The 15,939-nt window shown below is 61.8% G+C and carries 15 protein-coding genes and 1 tRNA gene; 14 read left to right on the top strand and 2 right to left on the bottom strand.

The features are described 5' to 3' along the window. The first annotated feature begins 5 nt into the window (after positions 1 to 5). The 8 genes from H585_RS0111525 (at position 6) to H585_RS0111490 (ending at position 8,567) form a co-directional block, all read left to right on the top strand. The gene (locus tag H585_RS0111525; protein ID WP_027367926.1) at positions 6 to 1,535 is read left to right on the top strand and encodes a glycosyltransferase family protein; all 1,530 of its coding nucleotides are present in this window, start codon (positions 6 to 8) and stop codon (positions 1,533 to 1,535) included. A 64-nt stretch (positions 1,536 to 1,599) separates the two neighbouring features. Further along, positions 1,600 to 1,675, top strand: a tRNA-Ala gene (locus H585_RS0111520). Between the two features lie 491 nt (positions 1,676 to 2,166). Continuing rightward, positions 2,167 to 2,619: a cupin domain-containing protein gene (locus H585_RS0111515; RefSeq protein ID WP_027367925.1), complete on the top strand. Its 453-nt coding sequence runs from the start codon at positions 2,167 to 2,169 to the stop codon at positions 2,617 to 2,619. Positions 2,620 to 2,970: 351 nt separating this feature from the next. Next, complete coding sequence (locus H585_RS0111510) at positions 2,971 to 3,699, top strand: DUF6125 family protein (protein WP_027367924.1); 729 nt, start codon at positions 2,971 to 2,973, stop codon at positions 3,697 to 3,699. Between the two features lie 14 nt (positions 3,700 to 3,713). After that, positions 3,714 to 4,958, top strand: coding sequence for an MFS transporter (locus H585_RS0111505; RefSeq protein WP_244432529.1), 1,245 nt, complete (start codon positions 3,714 to 3,716; stop codon positions 4,956 to 4,958). A gap of 206 nt (positions 4,959 to 5,164) precedes the next feature. Continuing rightward, positions 5,165 to 5,617, top strand: coding sequence for a hypothetical protein (locus tag H585_RS0111500; RefSeq protein ID WP_027367922.1), 453 nt, complete (start codon positions 5,165 to 5,167; stop codon positions 5,615 to 5,617). A 120-nt stretch (positions 5,618 to 5,737) separates the two neighbouring features. Then, positions 5,738 to 7,660 carry a molybdopterin-dependent oxidoreductase gene (locus tag H585_RS0111495; protein ID WP_027367921.1) on the top strand — a complete coding sequence of 641 codons (1,923 nt, stop codon included), beginning with the start codon at positions 5,738 to 5,740 and terminating at the stop codon, positions 7,658 to 7,660. 247 nt (positions 7,661 to 7,907) lie between these two features. Beyond that, positions 7,908 to 8,567: a DUF2087 domain-containing protein gene (locus H585_RS0111490; protein WP_027367920.1), complete on the top strand. Its 660-nt coding sequence runs from the start codon at positions 7,908 to 7,910 to the stop codon at positions 8,565 to 8,567. 457 nt (positions 8,568 to 9,024) lie between these two features. Here H585_RS0111490 and H585_RS0111485 read toward each other — a convergent pair whose 3' ends face one another. Together H585_RS0111485 and H585_RS0111480 are read right to left on the bottom strand one after the other, a co-directional pair. Beyond that, on the bottom strand, positions 9,025 to 9,810 hold the full coding sequence (locus tag H585_RS0111485) for an HD domain-containing protein (RefSeq protein WP_027367919.1): 786 nt from the start codon (positions 9,808 to 9,810) through the stop codon (positions 9,025 to 9,027). Continuing rightward, on the bottom strand, positions 9,810 to 10,133 hold the full coding sequence (locus H585_RS0111480; RefSeq protein WP_005985328.1) for a hypothetical protein: 324 nt from the start codon (positions 10,131 to 10,133) through the stop codon (positions 9,810 to 9,812). Before H585_RS0111480 ends, H585_RS0111485 begins: the two co-directional genes overlap by 1 nt. A 205-nt stretch (positions 10,134 to 10,338) precedes the next feature. Here H585_RS0111480 and H585_RS0111475 point away from each other — a divergent pair, with 205 nt between their 5' ends. From H585_RS0111475 to H585_RS0111450, 6 genes are all read left to right on the top strand, one after another. Further along, positions 10,339 to 10,737: a response regulator gene (locus H585_RS0111475; protein WP_027367918.1), complete on the top strand. Its 399-nt coding sequence runs from the start codon at positions 10,339 to 10,341 to the stop codon at positions 10,735 to 10,737. A 130-nt stretch (positions 10,738 to 10,867) separates the two neighbouring features. Then, positions 10,868 to 11,803, top strand: coding sequence for a Tim44 domain-containing protein (locus tag H585_RS0111470; protein ID WP_027367917.1), 936 nt, complete (start codon positions 10,868 to 10,870; stop codon positions 11,801 to 11,803). Between the two features lie 138 nt (positions 11,804 to 11,941). Then, positions 11,942 to 13,072 carry a glycosyltransferase family 4 protein gene (locus H585_RS0111465; protein ID WP_027367916.1) on the top strand — a complete coding sequence of 377 codons (1,131 nt, stop codon included), beginning with the start codon at positions 11,942 to 11,944 and terminating at the stop codon, positions 13,070 to 13,072. Positions 13,073 to 13,084: 12 nt separating this feature from the next. Then, the gene (locus H585_RS0111460) at positions 13,085 to 14,164 is read left to right on the top strand and encodes a glycosyltransferase family 4 protein (protein WP_027367915.1); all 1,080 of its coding nucleotides are present in this window, start codon (positions 13,085 to 13,087) and stop codon (positions 14,162 to 14,164) included. Positions 14,165 to 14,259: 95 nt separating this feature from the next. After that, positions 14,260 to 15,117, top strand: coding sequence for a glycosyltransferase (locus tag H585_RS0111455; protein ID WP_027367914.1), 858 nt, complete (start codon positions 14,260 to 14,262; stop codon positions 15,115 to 15,117). After that, positions 15,110 to 15,823 carry a polysaccharide deacetylase family protein gene (locus H585_RS0111450; protein WP_027367913.1) on the top strand — a complete coding sequence of 238 codons (714 nt, stop codon included), beginning with the start codon at positions 15,110 to 15,112 and terminating at the stop codon, positions 15,821 to 15,823. The genes H585_RS0111455 and H585_RS0111450 overlap by 8 nt, the downstream gene beginning before the upstream one ends. Positions 15,824 to 15,939 lie beyond the last annotated feature (116 nt).

Raw genomic sequence — 15,939 nt, 5'->3', positions numbered from 1 at the left:
CATTCATGAGCAATCGGCCGAAACGCATACGCATCGTCAGCGAGCTTGGCAAGCCCCAGACCCTGGCCGACGGCGAAGAGCAATTCATTAGTTACGGCCGGGGGGCGCGCCTGGTCATCCTGGGGCTCGGCCCTGAACCGGCCGCCATCGTGCCCCTGTTGCCGAGCGAAGATGTCTCCTATATCGAGTGCCCCGAATTCGAGGCCCAGATGCCGCCAGGCTGGGCCAGAGCCCTGCCTCGATCCTGGGTACGCATTGGCATTAACGACTTGGACCCGGAAACGGTTCGCGTCAGCCGTATCTTGCAGTACCGACCGGCCCAGCGCCTCTTTCCCAGCTTCTGGGGTCCGATCCTGGCCCGTATCCAGTGGCTGCGCCTGTCACAAAGGGCTCCGGAAGCTCGAAACGATGCGGAGGTCTGGATACCAGCCAAGCCGGATGGCCTGCTTGTCCCCGAGCTCAAAAGCGCTCTGGAGGCCTGCGGCCGCCGCGTGCGGCTTTTGCCGCCCGACGCTCTGCCGCGCACGCTGCCCAAGTTTCTGGCCCGGTCCAGACCAGCTTTGTTTCTGAGCATCAACTTCGCCGGCCTGGACCCGCTGGGCGAAACGTTCCATCTCCTGCGGGCGGCCGGGTCCGAAGTCGCTGTCTGGTGCGTGGACAATCCATTCCATCTGCTCTCGGGGGTCAAGGCCGGCTGGTGGCGCAAGGCCGCCCTGCTGGTCACGGACGACTCGTTCCTGCCCCTCCTGCGCGAGCATGGCGCACAGCGCTTGTTGCACATGCCTTTGGCCGCCTGGCCCGAGCACTTCGGCGCAGGGTCCAATGGCCCGGATCAGGACGTATCCGGCAGGCTCGTTTTCGTGGGACGCAGCCAGTTTCCCAAAAAACAGGGCTTCTTCGCCGGACTGGATCTGCCCGACATGGCCTGGCGCGAGGCCCTGCACATGCTGGATATCGGCGAGCGGCCCGACTTTCTCTGGTGGAGACAAAGGCTTGGCGTCCGGGAGCTCTGGCCCGCCAGCACCGTGCGCCGAGCCGGCCTGGGCGCGGACGAATGCTCGCGCGAACTGCGCAGCCGCTGTCTGCGCACCGCGGCGCGCGACGCGCCGCTGACCGTGTTCGGCGATATGGTCTGGCGCGAGGCCGCGCCCGAAGCCACGGACCTGCGGCCCGAGGTGGACTACTACGGCCCCTTGCGCCACATCTATGCCCAGGCTGCTGCCTGCCTCAACGTGACCAGCCTGCTCCTGCCCACGGGCCTCAATCAGCGCCACTTCGATGTATGGGCCGCGGGCGGCCTGCTCATCACCGACGCCACGCCCGGGCTCAGCCTATTCCCCGAGGAGCTTTGCCGCGAAACCCGCTTCCGCTGGCCCGAGGAAATCGAGTCGATTTTCCGCAGACTCACGACCGACAAATCGCTTTGCGCGGATTTGAGCCGCGAGTGGCGTAAGCTGATCCTTGCCGAGCACACCTATCGCCACAGGATGGAACGGCTGCTCAACTGGCTGGAGCTGGAAAAGGCCTCCAGTTGAGAACGACTTCAAGGGTATTGACCTTGCTGGACAACACGGGTAAAAACTCTATCTCTTGTTGCTAGGGGACGTAGCTCAACTGGGAGAGCGCAGCGTTCGCAACGCTGAGGTCGTCGGTTCGATCCCGATCGTCTCCACCAAATTGAACGATATCATAGGCTTGTTGGTCCTGATTTAGCTGGGTAGCCCCCGGGAAATTCCCAGGGGTACACAGAGGACCCGCAAGCCTATGATTTTTTGTATCTTGTCCGCTACATCCTCCACCTCCACTTCCGCGTCCGCGTCCGCGCTCCAGATGATCAAAGAATTCTGATTAATTGATAGCCTTTTAATTTTTGATTACGGGTTCTAAGGCAGATTGCTTTAAGACGCCCGCTCCGGCGTTGACGGCGCAAGTGAATTGCGCCTACGCCTACGCGGCGGCAAGCCATGCCGACGCATGGCTTGCAGAGCATTTTCAAAAGCAAAATGCTCTAAATCTTGTTCATGCACAGGGATTCCTCAAACCAGAGAAAGCAGCACCAGACAGAGCAAGTAGATTTCTTGGCCATGCTCTAAGATTAGACAAGGAGTTCACCCCAGAACTCGACGATATTAACCCTACTCCCTCCTAAATCTAAAAGGCTACTCCATGACAAAACGCACTCTTCCTCTGATCACGACGCTGGTCATAGCCCTTCTCCTCTCCTCGGCATGCGCCAAGAACCAACCCAGCTTTCAGAATGCAGACACGAGAGATGTCGTATCCAGGCAACTTGTGAAGTCTACGCACAGTTGGGATGGTCAGCCGTTGCCAGCTTACCCTCAAGGCCAGGCTGAAATCACGATCCTGCGGATCAGCATTCCGCCTAAAGCCAAGCTTGTTACGCACAAGCACACCGTGATCAATGCAGGCGTCCTCATAAGCGGCGAACTGATCGTGAACACGGTTGAGGGGAAAACCCTGTACCTCAAGGCGGGCGATCCCATAATCGAGGTGGTGAACACCCTGCACCATGGAATCAACCCAGGAGATACTCCCGCCGACATCATCGTGTTTTATGCGGGCGGCGAGGGGATGCCGGTTACAGTCGTGGAGCCATGACGTTTTGACAGGGTTCTTGAAGCGCTCAGAGAGGTGGTCCTCCTGAAACCGGCTGGAGTCAGCGCACCGGCGGAAGCAAAGCTTGCCGAGTCCATGCTGGCCACAAGCGCAGTCCCAAGAAGCAGCCAGGGTGGCCGAAGCAAAAACAAAAGCGTGTCATCGCCGACAAAGGCAAACCCCGGACTGACCAAGAAAAAACCTGAGGAAGCAAGTTATCAAGCTTATCTGCCCACCGTTTTCTTCAACTTGCCTGCCTGCTCATAACGCTCAGGAATGCATAAAGCCGCTTCTCGTAGCGGTCTTGCGCATACCGAATCAGCAATATATTCGAGGCTTAAACCAGGAGACTACATGCACTCCAAGGATTCCGAGGCCCTCGTGGCCATGATCGTTGATGCCGTGCGGCGTTCGGCCGTGCACTACGGGCTGTGGTTCGCCGAGGCCGTGCATCAGCTTGGCCTGGAAAAGGCCCTGGAGGCCGAACGCGAAGCCGGGGACCGGGCCGCGCCCATTCTTGCCGCGCGTATCGCCAAGGCCCTCGGCATGGATGCCTCCGACGGCCCTGCCGCCCTCCTGCGGGGTCTGGACCAGGAGCGCCTGAGCGCATTGCTCGACGCCCTGTGCGTCAACTGGCTTGCTCTGGACGGCGTATGGTTCCAGGCCGTGGAGGGACTAGCGGGCATGGACGACGCCAAGCGCGTCAACGACACCTGCTGGTCGCGCTTCGCGCCCCTGGAGGCCAGGCGCATCATGGCCATGCACGGATTTCCTCGGGACGGCGGTCTGGAAACCCTCAAGACCGCCCTGGGCCTGCGTCTCTACAGCCGCGTGAACGAGTATGAGATCGTGGAGGAGACCCCTGACTCGTTCGTCTTCCGCATTCGCCAATGCCGCGTGCAGGCCGCGCGAACGCGCAAGGGCCTGGCCGAATACCCGTGCAAGACGGGCGGGCTGGTCGAGTATCGCACCTTCGCCCAGGCCGTGGACCCGCGCATTAGGACGCACTGCCTGGCCTGCCCGCCAGATCCGCATCCGGCCGAGTGGTGCTGCGCTTGGCGCTTCGAGCTTGGTGAGTGGTAGCGAAGGGAAACCTCTTGAGAACTGGTCTGCTCCGCGCATCTCAGACTCAGGGCAAGATCGAGGCCCCGGGAGGGCAGCCTCTGGCGAGCTTCGCCTTCCTGGCCTTGTGCGGCGTGGTCTTCCTGGCTTTGTGCTCCATGACCGTATTCTACAGCCTGCACGTCTACCTGGGCACGCTCGGCATAGGCGCAACGCGGGCGGGTTTGCTCGTGGGCGTCTACTCGCTTTCGGCTCTGCTCTGCTACGCGGCCCTCAGCGCGCGCATCGGTCTGCACAACGCTTTCGCCTGCATGGCCTCGGGATTCGCGATTCTTCTGGCCTGCAACTGGTCCTACCTGATTGTCCAGGAATTCTGGCCGCTGCTCATGCTGCGCGTGGCTGGCGGTGTGGGCATCTTCCTGCTATTGGCCTCGGCCATGGTCGTGCTTGTGGCCATCATTCCGCCCGGTCGCAGCGGACAGGCCTTCAGCCTCTACTCCGTGGCGCTGCTCACGCCATACGCGGTCATGCCGGCCTTGTCGGATCTCATCCTGCCGCGCCTGCCTTCGCAGGCTTGGCTATACGCTTTATCCTCCCTGATCCTCCTGCCGGCCGTTGCCCTGCTCCCGGCCCTCCGCCGCCGAACGCGCGGCCTGCTCATCGCACCTGCAGTCAAACATGCCGGGGGAACCAACTGGTTCGCGGCTCTGCCTCGGGGACCGGTGCTGCTCCTTTTGCTCGTGAACTGCTCCTATTTCATCAATTTCGCGGCCATCTTCTTTCTCTTCAAGGGCCTGGCGCTGGAACGCGCCTACCCGCATCCGGGCCTCTTCTTCACGGTCCAGATGGCTGTCATGGTCGCCATCCGCCTGCTGGCCGGCCGTCTCTTCGACACGCAACCGGCCTCGCGGCTCGTGTGCGGCGCCTTTGTCTGCACTGCCGCAGCCTTTTTGCTGCTGCTCCTGACGCACTCCCACGAGGCCGTGCTGCCCATTGCCGGCTTGTTCGGACTGGGCATGGGCTTTGCCGTGCCGCCGCTCAATTCGCTCGTTTACCGCATTTCAGCCCCGGACCGCCGCCCCTACAATGCTAATATGATGATGCTCTCCATCAACCTGGGGACCTTTCTCGGTCCCTTTGCCGGCTCTTGGGCCGTGGAGCAGGCGGGATACGCCGGCTTTCTCTCCGCCGAAGCCGCCCTGTCGGCGCTCACGGCGTTCCTGTTCCTGGCCCTGAACCCGGAACGCGCCCTGCGCCATGTCGATCAGGCCTCTGCCTGAGGCGCGGCGACCTCCTTATCCTGCCCTCCTCCAGCGATCACCCCGCAGCTCCGTTGCCGCCGCACACTCCGCTCGTCCCAACCAGAATCCGGCCAGTCGAGACTTTATCCTGGACCTGCCCTCCACTTCATGGTCATCAGAAAGCATGGCCGCGCACGGTCACGCCATTGGCTGGAGTCCGTTCCGTACTCCAGGAGGACAAGTCCATGCACAGACCCTCGTTCGTTAGCGCCTCCATCCTTGCCTTGCTGGCACTCTCGCCGGCCTTTGGCAGCGGAAACGAGATTCAAGATCCGGCGCATGATGACGGCCTCCTGCTGATCCAGGCAGTACCGAGCAATCCCGGCGTTTCGCCAGGGAGCGGCGCTGCCGGACCTCCACCTTCAGGCGGAGGCATCAGCAATCCCGGCGTCCCCCCGAGCGACTCAGCGGACCAGATGCGTATGCAGGAGAATATCCGCCAACAGCAGCGGCTTCGGGAAAACTCCATGGCCCGCAAACAAGCCGCGCAGATGCAGCGCCAATCCGAGATGAAATACCGCTACTACCTGGAGCGCGACCCACTTGAATCACGGGAGGCTGCCCGCGAGGCCCTGCGCTGGAAAGAGCAGAAGGACCGGCTGGACAAGCAGCGCGAGAGGCTGCTGCAATCCGAGTAGACGGAGCGAGGCAGCGCGGGTGCTTGCCCTGCTTCTGACGGCAGGCTACGAGTTCGGACGCGATGGCCCATGCGGCCCAAGCATTTTTCGCATTCAAGCAGTCTGTTCCAGGATATAGCTATGACCCGCATCGTAAAAACCGCCTGCACGCGCCACTGCTCCGACGGCTGCGCCCTGTGCGTGGAGTTCCCGAGCCAGGGCCGGCCGCGCATACGCGGCAACCCTGACCATCCGTTCACGGCCGGGGTCATCTGCGCCAAGACGGCCCGCTACTTCGAGCTGATCGACAGCCCGACGCGCATCACCACCCCGCTCGTCCGCGACGGCGAGGAATTCCGGCAGGCGTCCTGGGACGAGGCCCTGGACCTCGTGGCCGCGCGCCTCCAGGCGCTACGGGCCACGCCCGAGCGCATCATGCACGTCTGGTACTACGCGTCCTTCGGCGTCCTGGCCCAGGCCAGCCGACGGTTGTTCGGATCGTTGCATGCCTCCGGCTTCACAGGCTCACCCTGCCTGTCCGCGGGTGCGCAGGCTACCATTCAGGACTTCGGAGCCGTGCGCGGGGCCGATTTATCAGAGTTCCTAAAGGCCGCACGCATCGTCAACTGGGGCCGCAATGTGCAGGCCCAATCCCCGCATTTGAATCTGCTGCTGCGCAAGGCTCGCCGATCCGGCATTTCGGTGCTGGCCGTGCACGTCGGCGATCAGGCGCAAGCCGGCGAGTGCGACCGGCACATCCTCGTACGGCCGGGCACGGACCGTTTCCTGGCCGCTGCCGTGCTCAAGCTGCTCATGGAGCGCGGGGCCGTGTCGCGGCAGGCTTTAGACCGTAGCGCCAACTGGGATGTGTTGGAACGGCTGTTGCGTTCGCTGGACTACGGTCGACTGCTGGATCAGTGCGGCGCGCGGGAGGCGGACGCCGAACTCCTGGCCGACTGGTACGGCCGTGCCGAGCCCGTGGCCACGCTCCTGGGCCGTGGCCTGCAGCGATACACTCTGGGTGGCGAGAATGTACGCTTCGTCAATGCCCTGGCCATGGCCTCCGGCCATGTGGGCAAACCCGGCGGCGGAATCTTCTTCGACCAGGGCGATCTGGGCATTCTGGATTACAGTTGGGCCAAAGCCGGTGGCTCCCCTGCGCGAACCTTCCGCTTCACGCATCTGGCCCAGGACGTCGAGCGAGCCGACCCGCCCGTGGATATGATCTGGGTTGAGGGCATGAACCTGGTCACCCAGGGTCAGGACAGTCAGGCCCTCGCAGGCATGCTCAGGCAGCGCTTCAGCGTAGTTGTGGCCCCGTTCATGACCGACACGGCGGAGTGCGCCAGCGTCATCCTGCCGCCGGCGCTCATGCTGGAGACCGAGGACATCTGCAAGGGCGCGCTGCACGACTGCGTGCTGCACGCGGCGCAGGTGCTTCAGCCGCGCGGCGAGGCCAGGAGCAACTTCGATATCGCGGCAAGCCTGGCCGCACGCCTGGACCTGGAATTTCCAACGGCCGAGGAGGTCATGCGCAACGCTCTGCGCGCCCCGGCCATGCACACAAGCCTGGAAGAATTGCGCGAGCGTGGCTGGGCTAAGGCGCCGGATCGTGGCATTCCCTGGGCCGACGGCCATTTCGCCCATCCCGACGGCAAGTACCGCTTTCCCGAGGCCCTGCACGAAGAGCCGCCCGCTCCGATGGGCTATCCCCTGCGGCTGCTCAGCCTGATTCGCAAGGACCACCTTCTGTCGCAGATCCCCGAAGAGGACCAGATCGGGTTACCCACGGCCTATGTTTCACCGGATTGCGCAACCCTGGCTGAGCTGGACCTATCCAAGCCCGTATTCCTGAGCACTCCTCTGGGTCGCCTGCAAGTGCGCCTGGAGTTGCAACCCGGTCTGCACCCCGAGGTCGTGCTCTACCCGCGCGGCGACTGGCTCAAGTGCGGCCGAGGCGTCAACCGGCTCATCGAGCCGCGCGAAGCTGACTTCGGCGGCCAGGCCGCCTACTACAGCCAGCAGGCCCGGTTGGAGAACTGGCCCGACTTGGCTCCGGAATAGCCGCAAGGAAAGTCGCATTCTCTCGGGCGTCAAGCAGCAACACTTGGAAGTCTCAATGGAGTTGTAAGACCCTGGGCAATGGTGTACAGGCGTTCTTGGTCGGCAGTTCACCCAGGCGTCGCCGCCCCGCGAGGGGAGCTAAACCTGCCACATTCCTCATTCGATCGACACCTTATCCCGTGCCGAGTCGGAAGACGGCGACCACCGACGATCCGCTCCCGGATTGGCGCGTACATGAGGATAAGCGATGTCCAGAACTCCCCTGCCGTTAAACGCGGGCGACATCTCCGCCTTCGCACGGTCACTTCGTAGCCAGCTCGCTGATTGCGAGCGCACGCCCAGCCACGTCGAGCTGCTGAACATGCTCGCTCGGTCGGCCGGTTGCCGGAACTTCCAGCACCTGCGGGCGCAGCTTGTTGCCCGTGACCAGCTCGACGGCCCCAAGCCGACGCCCGCGCCTGTCGATTATGTCCAGGTCCGGCGCTTGGCGCGTCTATTCGATGCCAGCGGTCATCTGCTGCGTTGGCCGACCAAGTTCAGCCAGCGAGCACCGTGTCTGTGGGTCCTCTGGTCGAGGATCCCGCCACGGCAGACCTTCACTGAAAAGCAGATCAACGAACTGCTCCTGGCCAACCACCTGTTCGGCGACCACGCCCTGCTGCGCCGCGAACTCTACGACAATGGACTGGTGACGAGGAGCATGGACTGCCGGGAGTACCGGCGCATTGAGCGCCAGCCTCCTCCTGGGGCCTGTGCCCTGATTCGTCACCTGGGAACGCGCACGCAGCCCGAACGCATCAAACAAGGGCACAGCCCTTGTCCAAGGCGGGAAGATGCGACCGTGATGCGACAGGCTGAAAGCAGTTTGCTAACGCCGGAAGCGGAGACGCCAAATCAGCGCGTGTGAATCAGAACGCTGTCAAAGAGAAAGAGCGCCTTCGAGGGCCGGGGAGATACCTTCCCGGCCTTTACAATCTAGAGCATTTTGCTTTTGAAAATGCTCTGCTAGCCATGTGTCGGCATGGCTAGCCGCTAGCTTCGGCGTAGGCGCAATTTACTTGCGCCGTCAACGCCGGAGCGGGCGTCTTAAAAACAATCTGCTTTACAGCACCTTGCAAATAAAATGAAAAATGGGGTTGCAGGGAGCGCCGCTCCCTGCCGGGAGAGAGTCTGAGAGAGGGCAGCGCCCTCTCTCAGTTCAAACGCAAATTGCTCTAGACTGCCTGAATGCGACCTATCATGATTCCAGCGAAATAGTTCATGCACTCCGCTACACACACGTTCAGAGCACGCCTTATCCGACAAGGCCTCCGCAAGGGCAGCGCCCTTCTCAAGGTAAGATTCCCTGATCGTAGGGCAGGACGTCAGCGGCTGCCGTCGCCATTGTTCAGATAGGTCTGAACCAGGCGAAGCAACGCCTCGAATTCGGGGCGCTTGGGCAGGACCGATGCTAGCTGTTCCAGATAACCGCGCTCCCGGAACACTTCCCGGCTGGCGGCGAAGCTCAGGTCGAAGGACCAGGCCAGCAGGAGCAGCTTGAAATCGTTGAGCCAGCGCATCTGCCCATAGTCGGGAGTCACCCGGCGCATGGCTGCGTCCAGGATGGTGGGGGTGTAGCGATCGGGATCGTCGATGAGCCGCAGGGTGGCCACGGGATTCTTGGGCTTGTCGGGATCGAAGTGCTCCAGCATGACGCGCATGATGTCCAGCTTGTCGCTGTCGCGCACCACGCGCAGCATGTGGCGAAGAGGCTCAGGCAGCATGGTCGGCACGGACTTGCGGTTGTGCAGGAAGACCGTGCCGAGCACGAGCCGCCGTCCCTCGGAATCCAGCCCCTCCAGCGCCTCGGGATGCCCGCGCAAAACGCGTGCGCCAAGTTCGCCGTGGTTGATCGATTCCGTGTCGTTGAACGTGCGGTAGGTCACGTACTGCGGAAAGCGGCCGCAGTCGTGGTACAGGGCCGCCACCAGGCAAAGCCGGTGCAGGCGGCTATCGGGCGCGGCCGAGGCGGCAATGCGCTCGGCGATGGCCAGCACCTGCAGGCTGTGCTCGTGCTTGAGCTGCACGTTGCGCAGGTCCTCGGGGTCGCCGTGACGGAAGCCGTCCACGAAGGCGTCGAACCAGCGTTTGTGCGACTCCAGACCGGGCATTACCGGCGCTCCGCCTTACGACGCTTGCGTTCGTAGGTTGCGCGGTCCAGCTCGCCGTTCGCCAGACGCTCGTCCAGCTCGCGCAGGCGTTCCTGCCGCTGGTGTTCCCAGTCCTCGTCCATCCATTTCTCGCGCAACGGCCCGCCAGGGCCGAACAGGCGACGGATGGCGTATGCCAACAAGGCGAACAGGAGCAGGATGAACAGCAGCTTGGCTCCCACGAAAAGCCAGGAATCGCTCCAGCCATAGCCGAAAGGCCATGTTCGCCAATCAGCCTGGGGGCCGGAGCGCACCGACTGGGCCATGAATGCAGGCAGGTCCATGTGTCCTCGCGTTTGTGGCGCGTTCAGGTTGTGCTCAACGCCTCCAGCTCCAACTGGAAGCGGCAAGGCCGGATAGAAACTCACGGCACGGTCGCTCGTCAAGGGGTTTCCCGGCCAAGCCGTTGTTCCGGAGGCGAGAATTGCCTTGAAAAATCGATTGAAATCGCGTTTCATTGCGCATTCAAATCAGGTTACGGAGGATACCATGCGCGTTCTCATCGTCGAGGACGATTTCACCAGCAGAAAGCTGCTGCAAATGATACTTTCGCCCCATGGCGAATGCGATATCGCCGTGAACGGCGAGGAATGCATCGAGGCTTTCACGCTCGCCCTGGACGAAGGCAAGCCCTACGACCTTGTGTGCCTGGACATCATGATGCCCCAGAAGGACGGTCATCAGGCGCTCAAGGAAATTCGCGCCATCGAGAGAGGGCGAGGGATCCTGGGAGCAAGCGAGACGAAGGTAGTCATGACCACCGCCCTGGACGACCCCAAAAACGTGGTCGAGGCCTACTACAAGGGCGGCGCGACTTCGTACATTCCCAAGCCCTTGGACAAGAATATGTTCTTGCACCTGTTGCGCAACCTGGGACTGATCAGCTGAACGCGTCGATCCTGTTTTGGTTTACAACCCACAATCCAGGACTTACCTTGAGGCGACGAAGATTTGAGGCCATGCCGGACTAGGCTGTCGGAGATGGCCTTTTTTTCACTACAGCCATCCTTGAGGAATCATGACCAAAAAGCTCGCCACACTCGCCGCAGCCCTCTTGCTGGCCCTGAGCACGCTCTGCGCCACCTTCGACGCCGCCGAGGCGGCCCGCATGGGCGGCGGCCGATCCTTCGGCTCGCGGCCGAGCTACAGCCAGCCCGCGCAGCGCCAGCAGACCCCCAGCATGAACCAGCAACGGCCCGCCCAGCAACAGCAGAACCTCGGCCAACAGGCCCCCGCGCGCCGCGGCCTCTTCGGCGGCATGGGCGGATTCCTGGGCGGCATGCTGGCCGGCAGCCTGCTGGGGTCCCTGTTCTTCGGCCATCCCTTCGCCGGGGGCGGCATGATGGATTTCCTGCTCATCGGCATCCTGATATTCGCCGGCGTCATGGTCTTCAGGATGTTCGCCGCGCGTCGCCAGCAGTCTGAATACAGCTACGCGGGCGCGGCCCAGCGCCAGGCCGAAGCTCCGGTGGATCAGCCCAGTTGGGGCGGGTCCCAGTGGGACAAGCTGCGCTCCGCGCCCGCCTCGGGACACGCGAATGGTCAGGCCGACAGCCAGGCTCGTCCCGGCAGCAATGTGCCCGGCTTCAACGAGGATGAGTTCCTGCGTGGGGCCAAGATGGTCTATACGCGCCTGCAGGCCTCTTGGGACGCCCGCGACCTGGAAGACATCCGCGAATTTACCTCTCCCGAGGTCTACGCGGAAATCGCACGCCAGGCCGCCCAGGACCCCACGCCCTCCACGACCGAAATCCTGCTGGTCAATGCCCGCCTCCTGGAGGTCAAGCCGCAGGGCGCACAGGTCTTGGCCACGGTTTATTTCGACGTGCTCATGCGCGAGGACAAAGCCCAGAACGCTCCCGGACAGGTCCGCGAAGTCTGGCACTTCCTGCGCGAAAACGACGATCCCAAGTCGAGCTGGAAGCTGGAAGGCCTTCAGCAGTTGGAAAACTAACTATCGCAGAATCCTGCCTGAAGACGCGCGGGCTTCCCGGATATGGGAAGCCCGCTTTTCTTTGAACTCGGGCGGCGTTGCCAACCTGCCCATTCTGCTGTACCTCACGGCTTTCCACGCCAGCCCGCCGGGAACCTCATGCGCATCATCCAAGTCAACAATGTCCGTTGGTTCAATGCCACATCCTGGTACGCCCTGAACCTTAGCCGCCTGCTCCAGGAAGCCGGCCACGAGGTGCTCGTGCTGACCCTGGAGGGAACCGCTTCGCACAGCAAGGCCTTGGAAATGGGCCTGCAGGTCCGGACCATGGACCTGAACACATCCAATCCCCTGCGCCTTGCGCGTGTGTTCGGCCAACTGCGCCGGCTGGTGCACGACTTCCGTCCCGATATCGTCAATTGTCATCGCGGCGAATCCTTCCTGCTGTGGGGTCATCTGCGCTTCTGGACAGGCGGCTTCGCCCTGGTGCGCACCCGCGGGGACCAGCGCCTGCCCCAGGCAAGCCTGCCCAACCGCATCCTGCACCGCAAGGTCGCCGATGCCGTGGTCGTGACCAACTCGGCCATGGGCCGCCATTTCCGCGAGCGCCTGGGCGTCCCGACCGAACGTGTGCACCAGGTGCTCGGAGGAGTGGATACGCACCATTTCCGCTTCGATGCCGAGGGCCGGCGCAGAATCAGGCGTGAATACAGCTTTGCAGACAACGACTTCGTCGTGGGGCTCGTGGGTCGCTTCGACGAGGTAAAAGGCCAGCGCGAGACCATCCAAGCCGTGGCCGCTCTACGCCGACAGGGTTTGGATCGCTTTAAGCTCATGCTCCTGGGCTTCGACTCCGTAACCAGCGAGGAGCAGGTTCGCTCCTGGCTGAATGAAAGCGGGCTCGATAGTCACGCGGTCATTACAGGCCGCCGCGAGGACGTGCCCGCCTGCCTGTCGGCCCTGGACGGCGGCGTGGTGGCCTCAAAGTGGTCCGAGACCATTGCCCGCGCGGCTCTTGAGCTCATGGCCTGCGGGCGGCCCATCATCTCTACCAGTGTGGGCGTCATGCCCGACCTCGTATCGTCCCATGGCCTGGTGCCCCCGGGCGATGTGCAGGCTCTGGCTAAGGCTCTGGCACGGCTTGCGGGAGATGACGACTATCGCGCCAGGCTTGGCGAGGAGCAGCGCGCAACCTTGGCGGAGCTGACCATGGATAAATTTCTGGAGCGCAGCCTTGGCGTGTACCGGCAGGCCTTGCGCATGGCCGGACTGAAACCTGATCCAGCCTGAGCGAGGTTTTTCATGCGCATCCTGCAGATCAACACCGAGAAAACTTGGCGCGGCGGCGAACGCCAGACATTCTATACCTTACGCGGCCTGGCCGCGGCTGGCGTACAGGTCGAACTGCTCTGCCGCGCCGGCGCGCCCTTGGTCGAACGGGCCTCGGCGCTTCCGGTGCGAGTGCATCCCGTATCAGGCCAACTTGGGGCTCTGTCCTTTCTGGCCGGATGCAAGGGCCGCTACGACGTACTGCATGCCCAGACGGCCAAGGGTCAGAGCCTTGCCGCTTTCACCAAGCCCGCGCACCGCACGCCGCTCGTGTACACACGGCGCGTGGACTTTCGGCCCTCGGGCCTGGCCGCGCGCATCAAGTACCGGATGACCAACCAGATCGTGGCCATTTCCCAAGCCATCGCCGACATCCTTGCGGACTTCGGCCTGCCGGATGTACCGGTCATCCCCTCGGCCGTGCTGCCCACGCCTGCGGGTATTGAACCGGCCGTGCTGGAGGCCCGCACGCGCCCTGAACTCGGCCTGGGAGATCGGCGCATCATCGGCACCATCGCGGCCCTGGTGGAGCACAAGGACCCGCTGACCATGGTCGAGGCCGTGGCCAAACTGCGCGGACTGCGCGGCGAAGATTTCGCCTTCCTGCATTTCGGCGACGGCCCTCTGCTGGAACAAGCCAAATCCAGAGCCAAGGAGCTGGGGCTCGCCGGAACCTACCATTTCATGGGCTTCAGCCCGCAGGTCATCGATTACCTGCGCATCTTCCAGGTCTTCGTCATGAGTTCCAGGGAAGAAGGCCTGGGCAGCACGGTTCTGGATGCCTTCCTGGAAGGCATCCCCGTGGCCTCCACCGAGGCTGGCGGGCTCAAGGAGCTGGTGGCTGGGCGGGGGCTGCTGGCCCCTGTCGGCGATGCCGCGACCTTGGCTTTGGCCATGTCGCGGCTGCTGGATGAGACTGACCTGCGTGCGGATGTCGTCGCGAAGGCACGGGCTTATGTCACCGCGCACCATGATCTGGGCCGGTTGTGCCAGGAGTACATCAGTCTATACAAGACGTTGATCGGAAATAAATCACGCCATGACGGTCGCTAGAGGCTCATATCTTTCTTCGTCTTTACTCTACATATACTCCTCAATTTCTTTTGGTATTGCATTGATATGACCACTGACAGGCAAAGGGGCGGAAAATGTCAGTAGATACAAGCGTTATAGTGACGACATACAACCAGCCTGACTATTTAAATTTGGTGCTAGCTTCTTTAGTTATGCAATCAGATCGCCATTTCGAAGTCATTGTGGCTGATGATGGTTCCCAAGTGGACAACAGGGCAATCATTGACCGCTACGTAAGTGAATTCGGATTAATCATTTCCCACGTCTGGCATGAAGACTGTGGGTTTCGTAAAACAGTCATTTTAAATAAAGCTATCGCTCAATCAAAGGGCACTAAAATTATTTTTGTAGATGGCGACTGCATCCTGCACCGCCATTTCATTCGCGAGCACAAGCTCTGCTTGGTCCATGGAGTATATTGCATTGGGCGGACGCCGCGCCTGAGTCGGAAGATCTCTGCCAAAGTCAGCGAAGCCGGAATACTGAAAGGCTCCTGCCAGCGACTCACGCCGGCCATGCTGCTCGACAGCGTATTCGGCTCGACCCGGAAGATTGAATTCGGATGCTATCTTGGCAGCGGCCCGTTCTTCTCCCTGGCTGCACGCCTCAAGAAGAACACCACCTTGTGGGGCGGCAACTGCTCTGTCCTGCGCAAGGACCTGCTCGCGGTCAACGGCTGGAACGAGGATTTCATCGGCTGGGGACAGGAAGATTCTGAACTGGGCGAACGTCTGCAAAATCTTGGGCTTAAACCTCGGCAGGTCGTCTATCGTGCCATCAACTTCCATCTCTGGCATCCGAAGTCCGACCAGATGGCCGGCAAGCATGAACGCTGCGCAATGAAGCTTGAGATCAAGAAGCAAGGTATTGTGAGCTGCTTAAAAGGATTGAACCAGCATCTACCTGTGACTATCGAGGAAAGAAATGGTTGAACGCCGCAAGCGCTTCCTTGTTTTTGCCTATCATGGCCTAAGCCACGCAGACGACAAGTACGTCACCACACCTGAGATGTTCCGGCGGCATATTGCTTTCCTGTTGGATGCCGGTTGCTCCTTCGTATCCATGGATATGTTGCTGCAATGGCGGGCTGGCCAAGCCGAACTGCCGAAAAAGGCCGTAGCGTTGCACTTCGACGATGCGCGTGATGACATAATAGCCCATGCAGCCCCGCTGCTCACTTCGTTAGGCATTCCCTCGACTATATTTGTGGTCAGCGCTTGGAGCGCCGGCCGTCTGAAGCCACAGGACAAAGATGCCTATTCGGATTTTTTGACTTGGCGACAGCTTCGGGAGTTGCACGAAACCGGATTGTTCGCCATCGGAGCCCACGGCGAGACTCATTGCAGCCTCAAGCGCGCGGGGTTCAGGCGGAAGTGGAGAGAGATCGCCGGCTCCAAGCGCAAGATAGAGGACGCTGTTGGCTGCACAGTGCGTCACTTTGCAGCACCTTATAACCGCAGCAGCCTGCTCTGTCAGGCCATGGCCCGTATCGCCGGATTGGCGAGCCTGTCCGTCGGCAGATCCACATACAATAACCGCGGCTTTTATCCGTACAGCATAAAGCGGTTCATGGTCACACGCGAATGGGACGAGGCGTTCCTGAAACAACGGCTTGAAATCGCTTGGCCGTCGGAATAGCTTTCTTGACGAAGTGACTCGATTCTAAAGCAAATTGCTTTTAAGACGCCCGCTCCGGCGTTGACGGCGCAAGTAAATTGCACCTACGCCGAAGCTAGCGGCTAGCCATGCCGACA

Origin of the sequence: Desulfocurvibacter africanus subsp. africanus DSM 2603, from assembly GCF_000422545.1 — a bacterium.
GTDB classification, from domain to species: Bacteria; Desulfobacterota; Desulfovibrionia; order Desulfovibrionales; family Desulfovibrionaceae; genus Desulfocurvibacter; species Desulfocurvibacter africanus.
The sequence above is the reverse complement of the archived record's forward strand: the minus strand, read 5'-3'. Positions and strand labels throughout refer to the sequence as shown.